18 protein-coding genes are annotated in these 16501 nt (G+C 57.5%); 8 read left to right on the top strand and 10 right to left on the bottom strand.

From position 1 onward, the window contains the following. Nucleotides 1–25: 25 nt before the first annotated feature. The 4 genes from ACWFTY_RS02660 to ACWFTY_RS02645 form a co-directional block, all read right to left on the bottom strand. Nucleotides 26–1099, bottom strand: coding sequence for an MBL fold metallo-hydrolase (locus tag ACWFTY_RS02660; protein WP_447525854.1), 1074 nt, complete (start codon nt 1097–1099; stop codon nt 26–28). A 21-nt stretch (nt 1100–1120) separates the two neighbouring features. Next, complete coding sequence (locus ACWFTY_RS02655) at nt 1121–2497, bottom strand: L-serine ammonia-lyase (protein WP_447525853.1); 1377 nt, start codon at nt 2495–2497, stop codon at nt 1121–1123. Nucleotides 2498–2676: 179 nt separating this feature from the next. After that, nucleotides 2677–2964 (bottom strand): putative quinol monooxygenase, encoded by a 288-nt coding sequence (locus tag ACWFTY_RS02650; RefSeq protein WP_447525852.1) that lies wholly within the window; start codon nt 2962–2964, stop codon nt 2677–2679. Nucleotides 2965–2989: 25 nt separating this feature from the next. After that, on the bottom strand, nt 2990–4009 hold the full coding sequence (locus ACWFTY_RS02645) for a zinc-binding alcohol dehydrogenase family protein (protein ID WP_447525851.1): 1020 nt from the start codon (nt 4007–4009) through the stop codon (nt 2990–2992). Between the two features lie 112 nt (nt 4010–4121). Between ACWFTY_RS02645 and ACWFTY_RS02640 the strand changes: the two genes are divergently transcribed. Continuing rightward, entirely contained in the window at nt 4122–5021 is a 900-nt protein-coding gene (locus ACWFTY_RS02640) for a LysR family transcriptional regulator (protein WP_447525850.1), read from the top strand. A gap of 64 nt (nt 5022–5085) precedes the next feature. Here the strand turns inward: ACWFTY_RS02640 and groL are convergent, their stop codons facing one another. Further along, complete coding sequence (gene groL / locus ACWFTY_RS02635) at nt 5086–6738, bottom strand: chaperonin GroEL (protein ID WP_447525849.1); 1653 nt, start codon at nt 6736–6738, stop codon at nt 5086–5088. Nucleotides 6739–6784: 46 nt separating this feature from the next. Then, nucleotides 6785–7075, bottom strand: coding sequence for a co-chaperone GroES (groES, locus tag ACWFTY_RS02630; RefSeq protein WP_447525848.1), 291 nt, complete (start codon nt 7073–7075; stop codon nt 6785–6787). Nucleotides 7076–7402: 327 nt separating this feature from the next. On the opposite strand from groES, the gene ACWFTY_RS02625 reads away from it, so the two are divergent. From ACWFTY_RS02625 to sppA, 7 genes are read left to right on the top strand one after another with little or no spacing between them, the layout of a single operon-like run. After that, the gene (locus tag ACWFTY_RS02625) at nt 7403–7696 is read left to right on the top strand and encodes a BufA1 family periplasmic bufferin-type metallophore (RefSeq protein WP_447525847.1); all 294 of its coding nucleotides are present in this window, start codon (nt 7403–7405) and stop codon (nt 7694–7696) included. Nucleotides 7697–7714: 18 nt separating this feature from the next. Then, nucleotides 7715–8629, top strand: a complete 915-nt coding sequence (bufB, locus tag ACWFTY_RS02620; RefSeq protein WP_447525846.1) for an MNIO family bufferin maturase — start codon at nt 7715–7717, stop codon at nt 8627–8629. Continuing rightward, on the top strand, nt 8613–9341 hold the full coding sequence (locus ACWFTY_RS02615; protein WP_447525845.1) for an HvfC/BufC family peptide modification chaperone: 729 nt from the start codon (nt 8613–8615) through the stop codon (nt 9339–9341). Before bufB ends, ACWFTY_RS02615 begins: the two co-directional genes overlap by 17 nt. A 4-nt stretch (nt 9342–9345) precedes the next feature. Then, nucleotides 9346–9786, top strand: coding sequence for a DoxX family protein (locus ACWFTY_RS02610; RefSeq protein WP_447525844.1), 441 nt, complete (start codon nt 9346–9348; stop codon nt 9784–9786). A 4-nt stretch (nt 9787–9790) separates the two neighbouring features. Continuing rightward, nucleotides 9791–10315 carry a sigma-70 family RNA polymerase sigma factor gene (locus ACWFTY_RS02605; protein WP_447525843.1) on the top strand — a complete coding sequence of 175 codons (525 nt, stop codon included), beginning with the start codon at nt 9791–9793 and terminating at the stop codon, nt 10313–10315. Between the two features lie 28 nt (nt 10316–10343). Beyond that, nucleotides 10344–10970 (top strand): NrsF family protein, encoded by a 627-nt coding sequence (locus tag ACWFTY_RS02600; protein ID WP_447525842.1) that lies wholly within the window; start codon nt 10344–10346, stop codon nt 10968–10970. A gap of 51 nt (nt 10971–11021) precedes the next feature. Continuing rightward, nucleotides 11022–12917, top strand: coding sequence for a signal peptide peptidase SppA (gene sppA / locus ACWFTY_RS02595; RefSeq protein WP_447525841.1), 1896 nt, complete (start codon nt 11022–11024; stop codon nt 12915–12917). Here sppA and ACWFTY_RS02590 read toward each other — a convergent pair. From ACWFTY_RS02590 to lpdA, 4 genes are all read right to left on the bottom strand, one after another. Then, on the bottom strand, nt 12890–13522 hold the full coding sequence (locus ACWFTY_RS02590; protein WP_447525840.1) for a trimeric intracellular cation channel family protein: 633 nt from the start codon (nt 13520–13522) through the stop codon (nt 12890–12892). The two genes, sppA and ACWFTY_RS02590, sit on opposite strands and share 28 nt — an antisense overlap. After that, nucleotides 13519–14199 carry a PepSY domain-containing protein gene (locus ACWFTY_RS02585; RefSeq protein WP_447525839.1) on the bottom strand — a complete coding sequence of 227 codons (681 nt, stop codon included), beginning with the start codon at nt 14197–14199 and terminating at the stop codon, nt 13519–13521. Before ACWFTY_RS02585 ends, ACWFTY_RS02590 begins: the two co-directional genes overlap by 4 nt. 149 nt (nt 14200–14348) lie before the next feature. Next, nucleotides 14349–15065, bottom strand: coding sequence for a hypothetical protein (locus ACWFTY_RS02580; RefSeq protein ID WP_447525838.1), 717 nt, complete (start codon nt 15063–15065; stop codon nt 14349–14351). Between the two features lie 29 nt (nt 15066–15094). Continuing rightward, entirely contained in the window at nt 15095–16501 is a 1407-nt protein-coding gene (gene lpdA / locus ACWFTY_RS02575) for a dihydrolipoyl dehydrogenase (RefSeq protein WP_447525837.1), read from the bottom strand.

Here is a 16501-nt window from a genome sequence, read left to right as displayed (position 1 = left end):
CAGGAGCACAGGAATTGTCGGCAAATTAAAGCAAATCGCCCTGTTCGATACTATCCTTATTGGCGGGAAGGCTGAACAGCATCCCGTCCTTGCCGAGTATCATCGGGCCATCATAAGCGACATCGGCGCCTTTCATGAAATAGGCGTCGAGATAGCCGAGCGGCAAAGCCGGCACGATATGCGAAAAGACCAGCATTTTCGCCTTCGCGGCCTGGGCCGTTTCTGCCGCTTCAACCGGAGTCGTGTGATAATCCGGAATATCCGCCATGATCTTGACCAGTCGCTTGCGCCCGACTTTTTGAAAGGCAGCTTCCAGCGTGCCCACCATCTCGGCATTCAGCACTTCATGGACCAGAAGATCGCAGCCATTGCAGGCTTTGGCAACAATCGGCAACTTCACCGTGTCCCCGCTGAACACAACCGAGCGGCCTTTATAATCGAAGCGATAGCCGACCGCGGGCGAGATCGGTTTGTGGGCGACAGAAAAGGCGGTGATCTTGATGCCATCCTGCTCGTACACAACCATTTGTTCCTGCCCGTCGGGAAGAGCGAATGGCTTCGCTGCGCCGCCGGCCCCGGTCAACGACATCGTCGCTTCGCCATGGTGGGCAATGCGATATTGCACGTCAGCCGCATAAGCCGCGTTCAGACCATCGACGATCGCCTCCACCCCTTCCGGCGCAATCACCGGCAACGGGGTGTCCCGGCCACCACCAGCCCAGCGCTGCAGCATCAATTCGCCCATGCCATCGATATGATCGCTGTGAAAATGGGTCAGCAACAGCGCCTCGGTCGCGCCGGGGTTAAGGCCCATCAGGCCCAGATTGCGCACCGCGCCGCCGCCGATATCCACAATGAACATCTTGCCGTCGATGATCACGGCCGAGCAGGGACCGGCACGGGTCGGATCGGGCAGCGGCGAACCGGAGCCGCAAAGTGCCACGTGCATGCCGTCTGGCAGATCGCCGATGACATCACGCGCCACCGCTGTTTCAACTGCGCTGACAAAGAGCCGCTTGCCAATCTGCTCCTGAAACAGAAGGGCAACGCCCACCCCGAACAGTATCAATACCATCAGACCCAGGCCCAGCTTCTTCATCGATAGTCCCTCCCGTTTTGGTCAGCATTCCACCAAATTGACGGCAAGTCCACCTTGCGACGTTTCCTTGTAGCGCTCGCTCATATCCAGTCCGGTCTTGCGCATCGTCTCGATGACCTCGTCGAGGCTGACGCGATGGGTGCCGTCGCCGAGGATCGAGAGGCGGGCAGCCTCAATCGCCTTGACCGCACCGACCGCGTTGCGCTCGATGCACGGCACCTGCACCAGCCCGCCGACCGGATCACAGGTCAGGCCGAGATTATGCTCCATGCCAATCTCCGCGGCATTCTCGACTTGCGAAGCTGTGCCGCCCCATGCCGCCGTAAGGCCTGCCGCCGCCATCGAACAGGCCACACCGACTTCGCCCTGGCAGCCGACTTCGGCGCCGGAAATCGAGGCATTTTCCTTGAACAGGGAACCGATTGCTGCTGCTGTCAGAAGGAAAGTCTCGACGCCCGCTGCATCGGCCTTTGGCGCAAATCTTTCATAGAATCGCAACACCGACGGGATGATTCCGGCCGCACCATTGGTCGGCGCGGTCACCACTTTGCCACCAGCGGCATTTTCCTCGTTCACCGCCAGCGCCCAGAGATTGACCCAGTCGAGAATGGTCAGCGGATCGGACAAGGCGCGTTCCTGCCGCTCCATCAGGCGGGCGTGGATCAGGGGCGCACGGCGTTTGACCCGAAGGCCGCCCGGCAAGATACCGCCCTGCAATATGCCGCGATCGATACAGGCCGACATCGCATCGGCAATGGCTCGAATATCGTCGCTTATCTGGTCATCGGATTTTCCCGTGCGCTCGTTGTTGCGCATGATATCGGCAATGGACAGCCCTTTTTCTTCTGCAATTCTGAGCAAATCGGCACCCGAGCAGAAAGGATGCGGCACATCCCACAATCCGGTTTCCGGATTATTGCTGCCGATCTGGTCCTCGTCGAGGATCGCACCGCCGCCGACGGAATAATAGACCCGCGTGTCGATGATATCGCCGCCGGAATAGGCATTGAACCGCATCGCATTGCTGTGGAAATCGAGCCGCTTCTTCTGGTCGAAGATCACCTCCGTTTCTTCGTCAAAGGCGATGTCATGCGAGCCGTTCAAGCTTATTTTCGCAAGGGAGCGGATTTGCTCCACCACGACATCTGCTGCATCCGGTTCGATATTTTCCGGCCGCTGTCCGGAAAGCCCCAGAAGGATCGCCCGGTCCGTCGCATGCCCCTTGCCGGTCAACGCCAGCGACCCGAAAAGCAATGTCTCCAGCCGCGTCACCCCGGCCAGCTTGCCGGTCTCCGCCAGCCGCCCCACGAACGTCGCTGCCGCCGACATCGGTCCCATCGTATGCGAACTCGAAGGCCCGACGCCAATCTTGAAAAGTTCGAAGGTGCTGCAGACCATAGCGCGTTATCCCTCACACTACCCGGCACTGGCCGGGCTCCATCTCCTGAGCAGCGGGCTATACCAAGGCGAAAGCGTGGATGATAGCTATTGTAACCAAATTGCGTCGTCGACGCTGCTAACAGCGGACAGACAACGGGCCGGAAGTTTTCTCCCAGCCCATATCATTTCGATAATTTCTAGCCTGCCTCGGTCATCTCGTAGAGCGTGAACTCGGCAACCGCTCCGGCGGTTTTTGCAGACCAGCGCTGCAGTCCCGGCCCTTGCATATGGTCCTGCCAAAGTTCCCTGCTTTCCCATTCTTCCTGAAACATGAAATGGTTCGGGTCGAGATTATCCTGATAGAGGATGTAGGAGATGCAGCCTTTCTCGGCACGGGTCGGTGCGAGCAGCAGATCAAGTTCGGCCATCACCAGATCGCGTTTCTCGGCTACGGCGTGGATATGGGCGTTGATTACCAATGTCATTCTATGTCCTTTTCGTCGGGTTATTTCAGGAACCGAAATTCTCGAGCACGATCTTGCCGGTCGCCCGTCCGGTTTCCAGCAGGGCATGCGCCTTGCGGAGATTCTCCGCATTGATCGGCGTGAATATTTCGCTGACCGTCGACCGGATTCTGCCCGCATCAATTTCGTCGGCGACATAGCTGAGCAGCTTATGCTGTTCGATCATGTCGGGCGTCTGGAACATAGAACGGGCAAACATGAATTCCCAGACCAGACCCGCGGCCTTGGTCTTGAGCACATCCTGGCTTAGCGGCTTTTCATTTTCAACGATCGTCACGATCAGTCCCTGTGGCCGGATCAAATCGGTAACCGCATCCCAGTGGCCGTCGGTATGGTTGAAGATCGCAATATGATCTACATATTGCAGCCCCAGCGCCTCGACCTGCGGGCGCAGCGATTCACGGTGATTGATCACATGATCGGCGCCAAGGTCGCGGACCCATTGCGATGTCTCTTCGCGGGAAGCGGTTGCTATCACCGTCAGACCGCCGGCTTTTGCCAGCTGGATCGCAATAGAGCCAACCCCGCCAGCGCCGCCAATGATCAATATCGTCTCGCCCTTGTTGCCGCCGTCGCGGTCGATACCCAGCCGTTCGAAAAAGGCTTCATAGGCGGTGATGGTGGTTAGCGGCAAAGCGGCTGCGGCGGCAAAGTCGAGCGATTTCGGTTTGCGACCGACAATTCTTTCATCCACCAGCTGATATTCGGCATAAGCGCCAGACCGCGTGATATCTCCGGAATAATAGACTTCGTCTCCGGGACTAAACAGGGTGACGTCCGCGCCAACAGCCTCCACGACACCTGCGGCGTCCCATCCGAGAATGCGGGGCGTTTCCTCGACGTCATCCTTGGGCGCCCGTACTTTTACATCGACCGGGTTGACCGCGATGGCGTGAATTTTGACCAATATATCGCGGCCTTCGGCGACCGGCTTGTCCAGTTCCACGTCGATCAGGGATTCCGGATTTTCGATGGGCAGGTAACGGGTTAATCCAATGGCTTTCATATTTGGTATCCTTTTTCTGACGCCGGTCCGCCGGCTGTGGGGTTTCAATACAATATTCTCCTGGATGAATAATTGATTGATTTTTGAAATCACTATTCGATATATCTGAATAATGGATTGGGATCTTCTTTCGCTGCGATTATTTCTTCGGGTGGCTGCACTGCGTGCGATCGGCAAGGCGGGGCAAGAATTCGGCTTTTCTCCCGCCACAGCAACGCAGCGCCTGCAGGCCTTGGAAGCCAGTCTTGGCGTCAGCCTGCTCAACCGCACCACGAGGTCAGTCACGCTGACCTTGGATGGCGAGCGTTTCCTGACCCACGCCAAGGGGATTATCGATGCGGTGGAAGAAGCGCGGCTGGACATCTCCGGCGGCGAGACCCGGATCAAGGGCCTGCTACGGGTCACCGCGTCATCGACCTTCGGTCATCGCTATATCGCTCCGCATATCGCCGAATTCATGGCGGATCATCCCGAAGCGGAAGTGCAGCTGCATCTGTCGGACAATGTCGTGGATATTGTCGAGCAGGGCTATGATCTTGCTATCCGGGTCGGTGCGCTGGCACCATCTAGTCTGCGGGCACGCAAGCTGGCGGAAAGTCCCCGAGCGCTCGTTGCCTCGCCAGAATATCTTGCGAAGCGCGGCTCTCCCGGCGATCTCGATGATCTGAAAAATCACAATTGCATATTGCAGGGCGGCGGTCAGAACTGGTTGTTTCAACTAGCGGATAAACGGCAAAGGAAAATAGCGGTCTCCGGATCGTTCCAGACCAATAGCGGTGAAGCAGTGGCGATCGCGGCACTGGATGGGCTCGGAATCGCGATGAAGTCCTTATGGGACGTTCAAGACCATCTCGAGTCCGGCCGCCTGAAAATCCTGTTGCCCGAACTTCGCATCCTGCCGGACTGGGACATATGGGCGGTGCGACCTGCTTCGCCCGTGCTGCCCGCTCGAACAAAATTATTCACCAGCTTTCTCGAGGAAAAGTTCAAAACCCTGCCAAAGCGACCATGAAAAAGGGCCGGAAGTTTCCTTCCAGCCCCTCTTGTTGGTTTCAGCCGTAGCTGGGTGGTTGGGTTTAGAAGCCCATTCCGCCCATGCCGCCGCCCATGCCGCCCATGTCGGGCATGCCGCCACCGGATTTGTCGTCTGATGGCGTTTCTGCCACAGCCGCTTCGGTGGTGATCAGCAGACCGGCAACCGAGGAAGCGTCCTGCAATGCTGCACGAACAACCTTGGTTGGATCGATCACGCCGGCTTTGACAAGGTCTTCATAAACATCGGTCGATGCGTTGAAGCCGAATTCCTTGCTCTTCTGGTCCAGCATCTTGCCAGCAACAACCGCGCCGTCAAAGCCCGCATTTTCAGCGATCTGACGAACCGGAGCCTGCAGCGCTTTACGAACAATGTCGATGCCGCGGGTCTGGTCGTCGTTGATGCCTTCAAGGCCTTTGAGAGCCGAAGTAGCATAAAGAAGCGCAGCACCGCCGCCTGGGACAATGCCTTCTTCAACAGCAGCACGGGTTGCGTGCAGCGCGTCGTCGACACGGTCTTTCTTCTCTTTCACTTCAACTTCGGATGCGCCGCCAACTTTGATCACAGCAACACCGCCAGCGAGTTTCGCCAGACGTTCTTGCAGTTTTTCTTTGTCATAGTCGGAAGTGGTGTTTTCGATCTGGTTACGGATTGCTTCAACACGCGCCTTGATGTCGCTCTTCTTGCCAGCGCCGTCGACGATCGTGGTGTTATCCTTATCGATCGTGACATTCTTGGCTTCACCGAGCATGTTCAGCGTAACGCTTTCCAGCTTGATGCCGAGATCTTCGGAGATCATTTCACCCTTGGTGAGGATCGCGATATCTTCGAGCATCGCTTTGCGACGATCGCCGAAACCAGGAGCCTTGACCGCTGCGATCTTGAGGCCGCCGCGCAATTTGTTGACTACCAGAGTAGCCAACGCTTCGCCTTCAATATCTTCAGCAATGATCAGAAGCGGACGGCCGGCCTGAACAACAGCTTCCAGAATCGGGAGCAATGGCTGCAGGTTGGTCAGCTTCTTTTCGTGGATCAGGATGTAAGGATTTTCGAGGTCCGCAATCATCTTGTCCGGGTTGGTGATGAAGTAAGGCGACAGGTAACCGCGGTCAAACTGCATGCCTTCAACAACGTCGAGTTCAAAGTCGAGACCCTTGGCTTCTTCAACCGTGATCACGCCTTCTTTGCCGACTTTTTCCATCGCTTCAGCGATTTTCTCGCCAACTTCGCGATCGCCGTTGGCGGAAATAATGCCAACTTGGGCAATTTCATCGCTGCCCTTGACGTCTTTCGAACGCTTCTTGAGATCCGCAACCACGGCTAAAACAGCCTGATCGATACCGCGCTTCAGATCCATCGGGTTCATGCCGGCAGAAACGGATTTCATGCCTTCTTTGACGATGGCCTGAGCCAATACGGTAGCGGTGGTGGTGCCGTCGCCAGCAACATCATTGGTTTTCGATGCGACTTCACGAAGCATCTGCGCGCCCATATTCTCGAACTTGTCTTTCAGTTCGATTTCCTTGGCAACCGATACACCGTCCTTGGTGATGCGCGGTGCGCCAAAGCTCTTGTCGAGCACAACATTACGACCCTTGGGGCCGAGGGTTACTTTTACAGCGTCAGCCAGCGTGTTCACACCTTTAAGGATGCGCTCGCGAGCGTCGCGGCCAAATTTTACGTCTTTAGCAGCCATGATATTTTCTCCTGCTTATTGATTGAAATTATGACGGGGTAAGCAACTACTTCTCGATAATTCCGAGAATATCGCTTTCCTTCATGATGATCAGCTCTTCACCTTCGACGGTAACTTCCGTGCCGGACCATTTGCCGAACAGGATCTTGTCGCCTTTTTTGACGTCGAGCGGAGTAGATTTGCCGTTATCATCTTTCAAGCCGTTGCCGACTGCGACAACCTTGCCTTCAGATGGCTTTTCCTGGGCGCTATCCGGAATGATGATGCCGCCAGCTGTCTTGGTGTCCGCTTCAACGCGACGCACCAGAACACGGTCATGTAATGGACGAAATTTCATAGATTTCCCTTTCTTGTCCAATCCAAATCTCTTCAGACCAGCCGTTGCGGCTGGTCGACAGAGCAGAATTTGTGTGAATTAGCACTCTCTCCTTTCGAGTGCTAACGAAGCCCATGTAATAGCTATTCATCCGCCGTCAAGGGAAAGGGCGGAAAATATTTCTCTCCATTTTTGTTAGATTTCCAAGGCCTTGCGATTCGTTTTGGCGGCAATCCGCATTGCTACGGAGGCCCTGTGTAACCGGATTGCCGGATACGGCGAATGTCAGTGTGAGCCCGCTTCGGCTGGTTCGGACTAGGTCCCCCAATTTCTAAAGAGGAAAATATCATGTCTACTTTGATCAAAACAACCGCCGCTGCCGCCGCTCTGGCTGCTGCTGCAACCATGTCCCTGTCTGCCACCGCTGCCCAGGCTGCGGGCGCCAAGGAAAAATGCTATGGCGTCGCACTCGCCGGCAAGAATGATTGTGCAGCCGGTCCGGGCACCAGCTGCGCCGGAACATCCACGGCCGACTATCAGGGCAATGCCTGGAAAATGGTCGCCAAGGACAGTTGCGTCAAGATGGGCGGCACCCTGACCGCGCACAAGGGCAATGCGAAACCGGTTCCCAAGAGGGGCTGAACGCGCTAAATTCCGTGGATGTCCGCAATTCCTGACCCTCACGCTTCATCGGTGGTAACTATGCCGCAATCCCTCCCCCCATCGGGTGGCATAGGTCTCAAGTCGGTACATTATAGCAATGTGCTGGATGAAGCCCCGGAAGCGAAATGCCCATCCTGGGTTGAGGTACATCCACAGAATTACTTCGGCGATGGCGGTCCGGCACACCGCTGGCTCACTGCCATCGCCGGGGTTTATCCCCTGAGCTTTCACAGCGTCGGTCTGTCTCTGGGCAGCGCCGACGGGCTCAATAGCGCTGATCTCGACAAGCTGGCCGCGCTCTGCGATCGCTACCAGCCGGCAATGGTGTCCGACCATCTCAGCTGGAGCGGCAACGCCCATGACCGCTACCCCGATCTACTGCCCATTCCCTATACACAAGAAGCGCTCGACCATTTCGCGGGCGAAATCGGCAAGGTGCAGGATCGCTTGCAGCGTCCTATCCTGATCGAGAATCCTTCCCGTTATCTCAGCTATCGCGACGACGAGATGAGCGAGACCGACTTTATCGACGCGCTCTGTCGTCAGGCGGGGTGCGGCCTGCTGTTCGACATCAACAATGTAGAAGTGGCCGCGACCAATGTCGGGCTGGATATGGAAGCCTATATCGACGCGATCGATCCGGGGATCGTCGGCGAAATCCATCTTGCAGGCCATGCGACGGAAAAGCACGACAGCGGGCCACTGCTGATCGACGATCACGGATCGATTGTCAGCGATGTCACCTGGAACCTCTATCGCCGTTTCATCGAACGCGCCGGCCCGATTGCCACTCTGATCGAATGGGACACGGACATTCCCGAATATGAGGTGCTGATGGCAGAAGTCACCAAGGCCGAAACCATCCTGGGCGCCCCCTTTTCGGAAGTGCAGCGCCATGCCCTCGCTCGCTGAAGGCCAGTCCCGTTTCATCGCATGCCTGCAAAAAGGCCCGGCCCATTTTCCCGATGATATGTTTGCCGAGGACAAGGCCCGCGCGCTGCTGGGCTTGAAAGCCCACGCCAATACGATTTCCCACGCCCGGCTGGTGGCGCTGGAAGACTGCTATCCCCGGCTGCACGCCCATATGGGGCACGAACAATTTCACGCCGTCTCGCGCGACTATGTCGAACAGGATCATATCATGACCTGCGACCTCAATCACATCGGTGCCGGTTTCGCCGCTTTTCTGGGCGAGCGCCAATATGGCGCTACCGAGATTGATCTCGCCCGGATCGAATGGGCCTGGCTGGAAAGCTATCGCAGCGCCGAAGCCATGCCCCTCGCCCTGGCCGATATTGCCACGCTCGCGGAAGCCGATCTGCTGGCTTTCCCGGTCATCCTCCATCCGGCTATGCGCCTGCTGGAACTTGCCGGCCCCTTGTCACCGGAGCTACCGGAGCTGGCCGATTTTGATCCGCAAGCGCTGATGATCGCCCGCCCGGAAGCGCAGATATTATTCCATCCGCTCACCGCGGTAGAACATGCTGTTGCAGAAAAAATTGCCGATAGCGAAACCATGGGTAACCTTTTGGAACATGCTCTCGAATTGAGTGATGAAGCCACGGCGATGCAGCATATTGTCAAGCTGATCCAGGCCGGGGCGCTGAAGCGAATCAAGGGGTAGAGAAATGACCGATATGATAAAAAAGCTGATCGCCATGATCAGCGGTTCCGTGCCGGAGGGCATCGCCCTTCTGTTCACCCGCGTGGCCCTTGCCGGCATTTTCTGGCGCTCGGCGCGCACCAAAGTCGAAGACGGCAGCTGGCTGCAGATGAGCGACACGACGGTTTTCCTGTTCCGGGAGGAATATGGCATGCCCTATCCGGAAATTACCGGCCTGCTGGCTACCTATGCAGAGCATTTCCTTCCGATCCTGATTGTGCTGGGCCTGTTTACCCGCATCGGTGCAGCCGGTCTGCTGGGCATGACATTGGTCATCCAGTTCTTCGTCTATCCGGAAGCCTGGTGGCAGACCCATATCATCTGGGTCGCTCTGGCCGGCATGTTGATCGTGCGGGGCGGCGGGATGTTCTCGCTGGACCGGTTGATCGGTCACAAGTTCGGCTAATCCAGTGATCGCCAATGAAGAAACTTTTCGGCGCCTGATGATCAAGGCACAGGGCGGCGACAAGCTCTGCTATTCGACCCTGCTCACCGAATGCGAAAAATGGCTGCGCCGCTATTATGCCCGCAAGATCAATCCGGCGGCGATTGATGATCTGGTGCAGGAAACGCTGATTTCGCTGCATCGGAAGCGGGCGAGCTACGATCCGGCGAGGGCGTTTCTGCCCTGGCTCGCCGCCATCGGGCGCTACCGCTGGATCGACAGCCTACGCAAGATTTACCGGCACGAGCATGACCAGCTCTATGAAGAGATGGTTGCCGATCCGCAGGACGAAACGGTAACCGCCAAGGTCAGTCTGGAACGGCTGCTCGGCATGATCCCGCCAAAACAGGCAGAGGTAATCGGCCTGGTCAAGATTGAAGGCCTCAGCATCAACGAGGCAGCGGCAATGACCGGCCAGTCGGAATCCTTGGTTAAAGTGAATATCCATCGGGGGCTGAAAAAGCTGTCGTCGATGGTCGAAACAGAGTGATAGTAGAAGAGTATATATGATGTCGGACATGATGATAGATCGTCTCGTCGAAGAACTGACGCCGGTAAAGCCGTTGAAGAATCGCGACGGGCTTGCGCTCACGCTAGCGATTGCCGCAATTCTTGCGGCGGCGGTTGCAATGCTGACCGGAATCCGCGGAGACATATTGATGGGCATGCCGCATCCGATGTTCTTTCTGCGGGGCGGTGCCTTGCTACTGCTCGGCGTGACCAGCAGCTATGCGGTTATCGCGATGAGCCAGCCGGCGGTCGGCAACAGCTTCAAAGGCTGGATATGGGCGCTGCTGGCGGCCTTGCTCTTTCCGGCAACCGCCATTGTCATGGCAATGATCGCTGCCCCCGATAATGTGGCAATATTCGTGCCGCGCTATGGTGTAGAATGTCTTGCTATCAGCATGCTGGTGGGTAGCGGCATCGCAGCAGCACAAGTCTTTTGGCTCCGGCGCGGCGCACCGGTTGCTCTGGAACGCGCGGGCTGGCTCGTCGGCATGTCGTCCGGCGCTCTGGGCGCGGCGGCCTACAGCCTGCACTGCCCGTTCAACAGCATATTCTATGTCGGTCTATGGTATTCTCTAGCGGTGGCATTGTGCGCGATTCTCGGCCGGTTGGTCATCCCGCGTCTTATCCGCTGGTAATATTCGGCCTCGGTCCCATATAGGACGGGTCAATCCAGTCAAAACGGGGATATGAATATGCAGTTTGCGCGGGCGGCGTGGAGATTTCTGGTCGCAATAAAGGATGGCATGGTATTGATCGCCATGTTGCTGTTTTTCGGCGCGCTTTATGCTCTGCTGTCGACTCAACCCAATAGCGGCGCGATCCGCGATGGCGCATTGCTGCTCGACCTGAACGGCGTGATTGTCGAAGAGCCCGCAGCCCCCACGTTCGAGGATTTTCTGGCAGGTAATGCTGGCAACAGCCCGCGCGAATATCGCTTGCGGGATGTCGTCCACGCCATTGATGCCACCGTGGAAGACGACCGTGTCAAAGCGATTGTGCTCAATCTCAGCAGTTTCGTCGGGGGTGGCCAGACCAGTCTGACCGATATTGGCGACGCGCTCGCCCGCGCCAGGAAGGCGGGAAAACCGATTTATGCATTCGCCAGCTTCTATAGCGATGACAGCTACCAGCTAGCCGCCCATGCCACAGAAATCTGGATGGACCCGATGGGCGGAATCATTTTTGCCGGCCCCGGCGGCAACCGTCTCTATTATAAAGGCCTGATCGACCGGCTCGGCGTCACTGCCAATATATATCGTGTCGGCACCTATAAAAGCGCAGTCGAACCCTATATGCGCGCCGACCAGTCGGACGCATCGCGAGAAGCCTCCGAAGCGCTTTATGGCGTGCTTTGGGACAGCTGGCTGACCGAATTGAAGAAATCCCGACCCCAAGCGAACGTCAAGCCATTTGCCGACGATCCCGCTGCGTTCATCACCGCTGCCGACGGCGACTATGCAGCCGTCGCAATGGAGCAGAAACTGATCGACAAGCTGGGTGACCAGACCGCCTTCGACCGCTTTGTTGCAGAGCAAGTGGGCGCGGACGAAGAGCCCTCGCCGGACAGTTTCAAGAGCATCAATTATGATGATTTCGTTGCCGCACATCCGGTCGAGACTGACGGCTCCGCTATCGGCGTCATCACCGTCGCCGGCGAGATTGTCGGCGGCGATACCGGCCCCGGCATGGCCGCCAGCGGGCGGATCGCCGAACTGATCTACACCGCGCTGGACGAAGACGACATCAAGGCTCTGGTGGTCCGCGTGGATTCCCCCGGTGGCTCGGCCTTCGCCAGCGAGGAAATTCGCCTGGCGTTGCTCGAAGCCAGGAAAAAGAAACTGCCTATCGTCGTTTCGATGGGCGATGTTGCGGCCAGCGGCGGCTATTGGATCGCGACCGCAGGCGACCATATCTTCGCCGAGCCCGATACAATTACCGGCTCCATTGGCGTATTCGCGGTTCTGCCCAGTTTTGAAAAAGCGCTCGCCAAATGGGGGGTCACCGCCGACGGCGTGCAGACCACGCCGCTATCGGGCGAGCCGGATTTTGTCGGCGGTTTCAGCGACGATCTCAATGCTATTTTGCAGGCCGGTGTCGAAGACAGCTATGGTGACTTCATCAAACTGGTTGCGGCAGCGCGCGGCAAGACGTCAGCAGAAGTCGATACGATCGGACAAGGCCGCGTCTGGGATGGCGGGACCGCCCGGCAACTGGGTCTGGTCGACGGCTTTGGCGGCATGCCGGAGGCGCTCGCGGAAGCTGCCAGGCGCGCCGATCTGAAGGAAGGCGATTATCACGCCCGATATCTTGATCCGCAGGTCAGTCTCTCGTGGCTACCGTTTGAAGGTATTCCGTTCGTCCGTCAGGAAAGTGCACCGGTCACCGGCGTGATCGGCTGGGCCGCGCAGCGTCAGAAGGCAATTTTCGCTCAAGCCATGACAACCGCTCAGGGCCTGCTCGTGCGTGAAGATGTACAGGCATTGTGCCTCGAATGCGGCACTGCAGTGCCCCGGAACACAAAAGCTTCCGCCGGCTGGATCGACCGGCTGCTAGGCTATTCCTTGTCTTCGGCACCGCGATAGGCGGGCAAAGACAGGCCCTTGATGATCGCAAGCGCGCGCAATGCAAATCCCGCGGTAAAGGCGATCAGCGCAGCGATGAAGCCCTGCACCCCGATCTGCACCAGCAGAACGAACACGGAAGCAGCAAGCGCTCCTGCGGTCACGTAAAGCTCGGGACGGATGATGATTGACGGTTCTCCCGAGATCAGATCGCGGATCACCCCGCCAACGCTCGCGGTGATGATGCCCATGATCGCGGCGGGGACCGGGTCAATCCCCAGCTGCATCGCCTTGGCAGCGCCAAAAACCGAATAGGCGGCCAGTCCGATCGCGTCGAACCAGTCGACCGCTGCCGGTCGCCAGAATTTCACCGGCGTGACCCAGACTAGCAAAGCAATCCCCAGACATAATATCGGCACCCGCGCGTCCTGCACCCAGAATACCGGCGCGCCGATCAACAGATCACGGACCGTGCCGCCGCCGACACCGGTGACCAGCGCGAAAAAGCCGAAAGTTACCAAAGTCTGCCGGTTGCGCGCCGCGACCAGCGCTCCGGAAATGGCAAATACCGCAATCCCGAACAGATCGAGCCAGCCGAGCGCACTATACAAGAAACCGGAATTCATGATGCTTTCCTTCGTCTGCGCCGCGTGAACAGCATGACAAAGCCGAGTATCGAACCCAGCAGGGCAATGGCTGCCGAGCCGATCAGGATCGGATGGCTGGTATCCTCACGCGTCTGCAGGTCCATGATGTGCAGCCCCCACATGAAATCGAACGCGCGCCAGAATTTGGTGCGCACCGCGAGCAGTTCGCCACTGTCCGCATCGATATAGAAGCGCGCATCATCGTCAAACACAACCTGCCACGATGGCCGTCCGCTGCGCTGTTCCATCGGCGCCTGGTTCTCCGCAAATAATGTAACGGACCGGATTGCCGCCTTGTCGGACCGGGCCGCGCTCGCCAGCATATTGGCCTCGGCGCCCGAAACCGGGGGCAGCAAAGCGCCGGTCTCGGAATCCGCCCGCCGCTTGCCGCCATCGGCGTAGGCAATCACCCAAAACGGGCCCATGCTATTTTGCTGCAAGGTCAGACTCTTCGCCTGACGACCCTCGAGCAAGGGCGGCACGGGCTTTATCGCGCCCAGCGCCGGTGCCTCGCTACGCAGATGATTGCCGCGCACGGTTTCGATCGGCTGCGCTACCATCAGCAATCCGCTGGCGGTCCAGATGATGACCGGCACCCCGATCAACCAGCCCAGCCAGACGTGCCAGCGCACGAGTTTATGATGTTTGATCGCCATGCATGCCCCCAAAACTGCCGTAGCAATATTAATATGGAAAATTGACCGCCATCATCGGTCGATTGATAGCCCTGCCCACGATCAACAGTTGCTGGCAGCTCAACTGGCAGACGGTTGGCTGAATCACGGAATAGGCCGCCGCAGGACAGTCACCAGCAATATCTGCTGTCGGCCCCGTTCTGCCTTCTCCCGTCCTTCAACGCTGCAACATTTTCCGAATCCTGCAGATAAGCGCTTTCGTCGTTCATTTTCATGCCGTTGCTGAGAAGACTCGCCTCCAGAAGTGCTTGTCTGCCACCCTCTTTCGCTTGCTGTTTCTCGTCGAATAACAGCGCATAAGGGTTTTCTTGAACCCATTTAAACGCCTCTTTCCTGAGCATCTGCTGCTTCTCAATATCACAAAACGCATATCCATTGATCGCCGGTCCCGCCAGTCGAACAAATGAGACAATCGCGGCGTAAGTTTCGCCTTTAGGCGTCAACGGAGCAGGTCTGCTATAGCCTTCCAGGACATCTGCCATTGTGAAAAATCGATCCTTGGCCGCATAAAACCAGAAGACGGAAGCATCGCGTTCGCCAACGTCATAAAGGCGCGAGGCCAGTACCATCATTGTCAGAGGCGACACATTCTCCGGCTCCAACCGAATTGCAGATTGGACTTCCACTATCCTGGCATGATCATCAGATCGCAAAAGCTTGTCAAATCGACTGTCCACGCGAACGGTTCGCTTTTTCTCCGTGTCGGCGGCAGTATAAAAGGGCGTGATATAGATATCGACCGAACGAACCTGATTTTCTGTTTTTCCCCAGGCAAGTCCGTTAAATGTGGAAAAACAGATTATGGTCGCCAACATTCTCCAGAACATAAAATACTCCCGTAATCCGCAGCCGATACTCACATATGGATCGGCTTGCCCTGCACCGCCATTGCCGCTTCCTTGATCGCTTCCGAGTGGGTCGGATGGGCGTGGCAGGTATAGGCAATATCTTCCGAGGTCGCGCCAAATTCCATCGCTTGCGTGACCTGCGCGATCATCGTGCCGGCGAGCGACGAGATGATATGGGCGCCGAGCACGCGGTCGGTTTTAGCATCCGCGATGATCTTCACATAGCCTTCGGTGTCGCGGTTGGTCTTGGCGCGGCTGTTAGCGGCGAACAGGAATTTGCCGACCTTATATTCGACGCCGCTTTCCTTCACCTCTTCCTCTGTTTTGCCGATGCTGGCAATCTCGGGATAGGTGTAGACAACGCCGGGGATCAGGTCGTGATTGACGATACCCTGCTGTCCGGCAATAAATTCCGCTGCAGCAATGCCTTCATCCTCGGCCTTGTGCGCGAGCATCGGACCGGGGGTCACGTCACCAATCGCATAGACGCCAGGGACTTCGGTCTGGAAGTCATGTCCGACCTCGATCTGGCCGCGGTCGTTGGTTTCCACGCCCGAGTTCTCCAGCGCGAGGCCGCCGATATTGGGCTTGCGGCCAATCGCCACCAGCACGACATCGGCTTCGATCGTTTCGCTGTCCCCGCCCTTGGCCGGTTCCATGGTGATGGTCGCTTTCTTGCCCTTGACCGTGCAGCCGGTGACCTTGGTACCGGTGCGGATATCAAAGCCCTGTTTCTTGAACATCCGAGCGCTGTCCTTGCGGATATCGCCGTCCATGCCGGGCAGGATCTGGTCGAGATATTCGACCACGGTGACCTTCGCGCCGAGACGCAGCCAGACGCTGCCCAATTCCAGCCCGATCACGCCGCCGCCGATGACGACCATATGACCCGGCACTTTCGGCAGTTCCAGCGCGCCGGTGCTGTCGACCACGACATGTTTGTCATTGTCAATTTCGACACCCGGCAACGGCGTAACCGACGAACCGGTCGCAATCAGGACATTTTTCGCGGTGTAGCTCTTGTCGCCGACCTTGACCGTGTGACTGTCTTCAAACGAACCATGGCCCTTGATCCAGTCGACCTTGTTCTTCTTGAACAGAAACGCAATGCCGCCGGTCAGTTCTTCAACCGCCTTCAGTTTCTCGGCCAGCATCTGCTTGAGATCGAGCTTTGCGCCAGTCAGTTTCACGCCGAATTTCTCCAGCGCACCCGAATGGGCTTCATGATAAAGTTCCGAAGCGTGCAGCATCGCCTTGGACGGGATGCAGCCGACGTTAAGGCAGGTGCCGCCAAGCGTCTCGCGACTCTCGATACAGCCGGTCTTGAGACCGAGTTGCGCCGCGCGGATCGCCGCGACATAGCCGCCGGGCCCGGAGCCGATTATCAGAAGATCATAGTCGAAATTGTCGGTCAT

The sequence above is a fragment of the Parasphingorhabdus sp. NYA22 genome (genome assembly GCF_976973735.1).
This window is presented reverse-complemented; position numbering and strand designations above follow the sequence as displayed.

Coding starts and splice junctions, on each gene's coding strand:
- ACWFTY_RS02655 (WP_447525853.1), bottom strand. CDS start 2,497: ATGGTCTGCAGCACCTTCGAACTTTTCAAGATTGGCGTCGGGCCTTCG.
- ACWFTY_RS02580 (WP_447525838.1), bottom strand. CDS start 15,065: ATGTTCTGGAGAATGTTGGCGACCATAATCTGTTTTTCCACATTTAAC.
- sppA (WP_447525841.1), top strand. CDS start 11,022: ATGAATATGCAGTTTGCGCGGGCGGCGTGGAGATTTCTGGTCGCAATA.
- ACWFTY_RS02590 (WP_447525840.1), bottom strand. CDS start 13,522: ATGAATTCCGGTTTCTTGTATAGTGCGCTCGGCTGGCTCGATCTGTTC.
- lpdA (WP_447525837.1), bottom strand. CDS start 16,501: ATGACCGACAATTTCGACTATGATCTTCTGATAATCGGCTCCGGGCCC.
- ACWFTY_RS02600 (WP_447525842.1), top strand. CDS start 10,344: ATGATGATAGATCGTCTCGTCGAAGAACTGACGCCGGTAAAGCCGTTG.
- ACWFTY_RS02640 (WP_447525850.1), top strand. CDS start 4,122: ATGGATTGGGATCTTCTTTCGCTGCGATTATTTCTTCGGGTGGCTGCA.
- ACWFTY_RS02610 (WP_447525844.1), top strand. CDS start 9,346: ATGACCGATATGATAAAAAAGCTGATCGCCATGATCAGCGGTTCCGTG.
- ACWFTY_RS02625 (WP_447525847.1), top strand. CDS start 7,403: ATGTCTACTTTGATCAAAACAACCGCCGCTGCCGCCGCTCTGGCTGCT.
- ACWFTY_RS02650 (WP_447525852.1), bottom strand. CDS start 2,964: ATGACATTGGTAATCAACGCCCATATCCACGCCGTAGCCGAGAAACGC.
- ACWFTY_RS02660 (WP_447525854.1), bottom strand. CDS start 1,099: ATGAAGAAGCTGGGCCTGGGTCTGATGGTATTGATACTGTTCGGGGTG.
- ACWFTY_RS02645 (WP_447525851.1), bottom strand. CDS start 4,009: ATGAAAGCCATTGGATTAACCCGTTACCTGCCCATCGAAAATCCGGAA.
- ACWFTY_RS02615 (WP_447525845.1), top strand. CDS start 8,613: ATGCCCTCGCTCGCTGAAGGCCAGTCCCGTTTCATCGCATGCCTGCAA.
- groES (WP_447525848.1), bottom strand. CDS start 7,075: ATGAAATTTCGTCCATTACATGACCGTGTTCTGGTGCGTCGCGTTGAA.
- bufB (WP_447525846.1), top strand. CDS start 7,715: ATGTCCGCAATTCCTGACCCTCACGCTTCATCGGTGGTAACTATGCCG.
- ACWFTY_RS02585 (WP_447525839.1), bottom strand. CDS start 14,199: ATGGCGATCAAACATCATAAACTCGTGCGCTGGCACGTCTGGCTGGGC.
- groL (WP_447525849.1), bottom strand. CDS start 6,738: ATGGCTGCTAAAGACGTAAAATTTGGCCGCGACGCTCGCGAGCGCATC.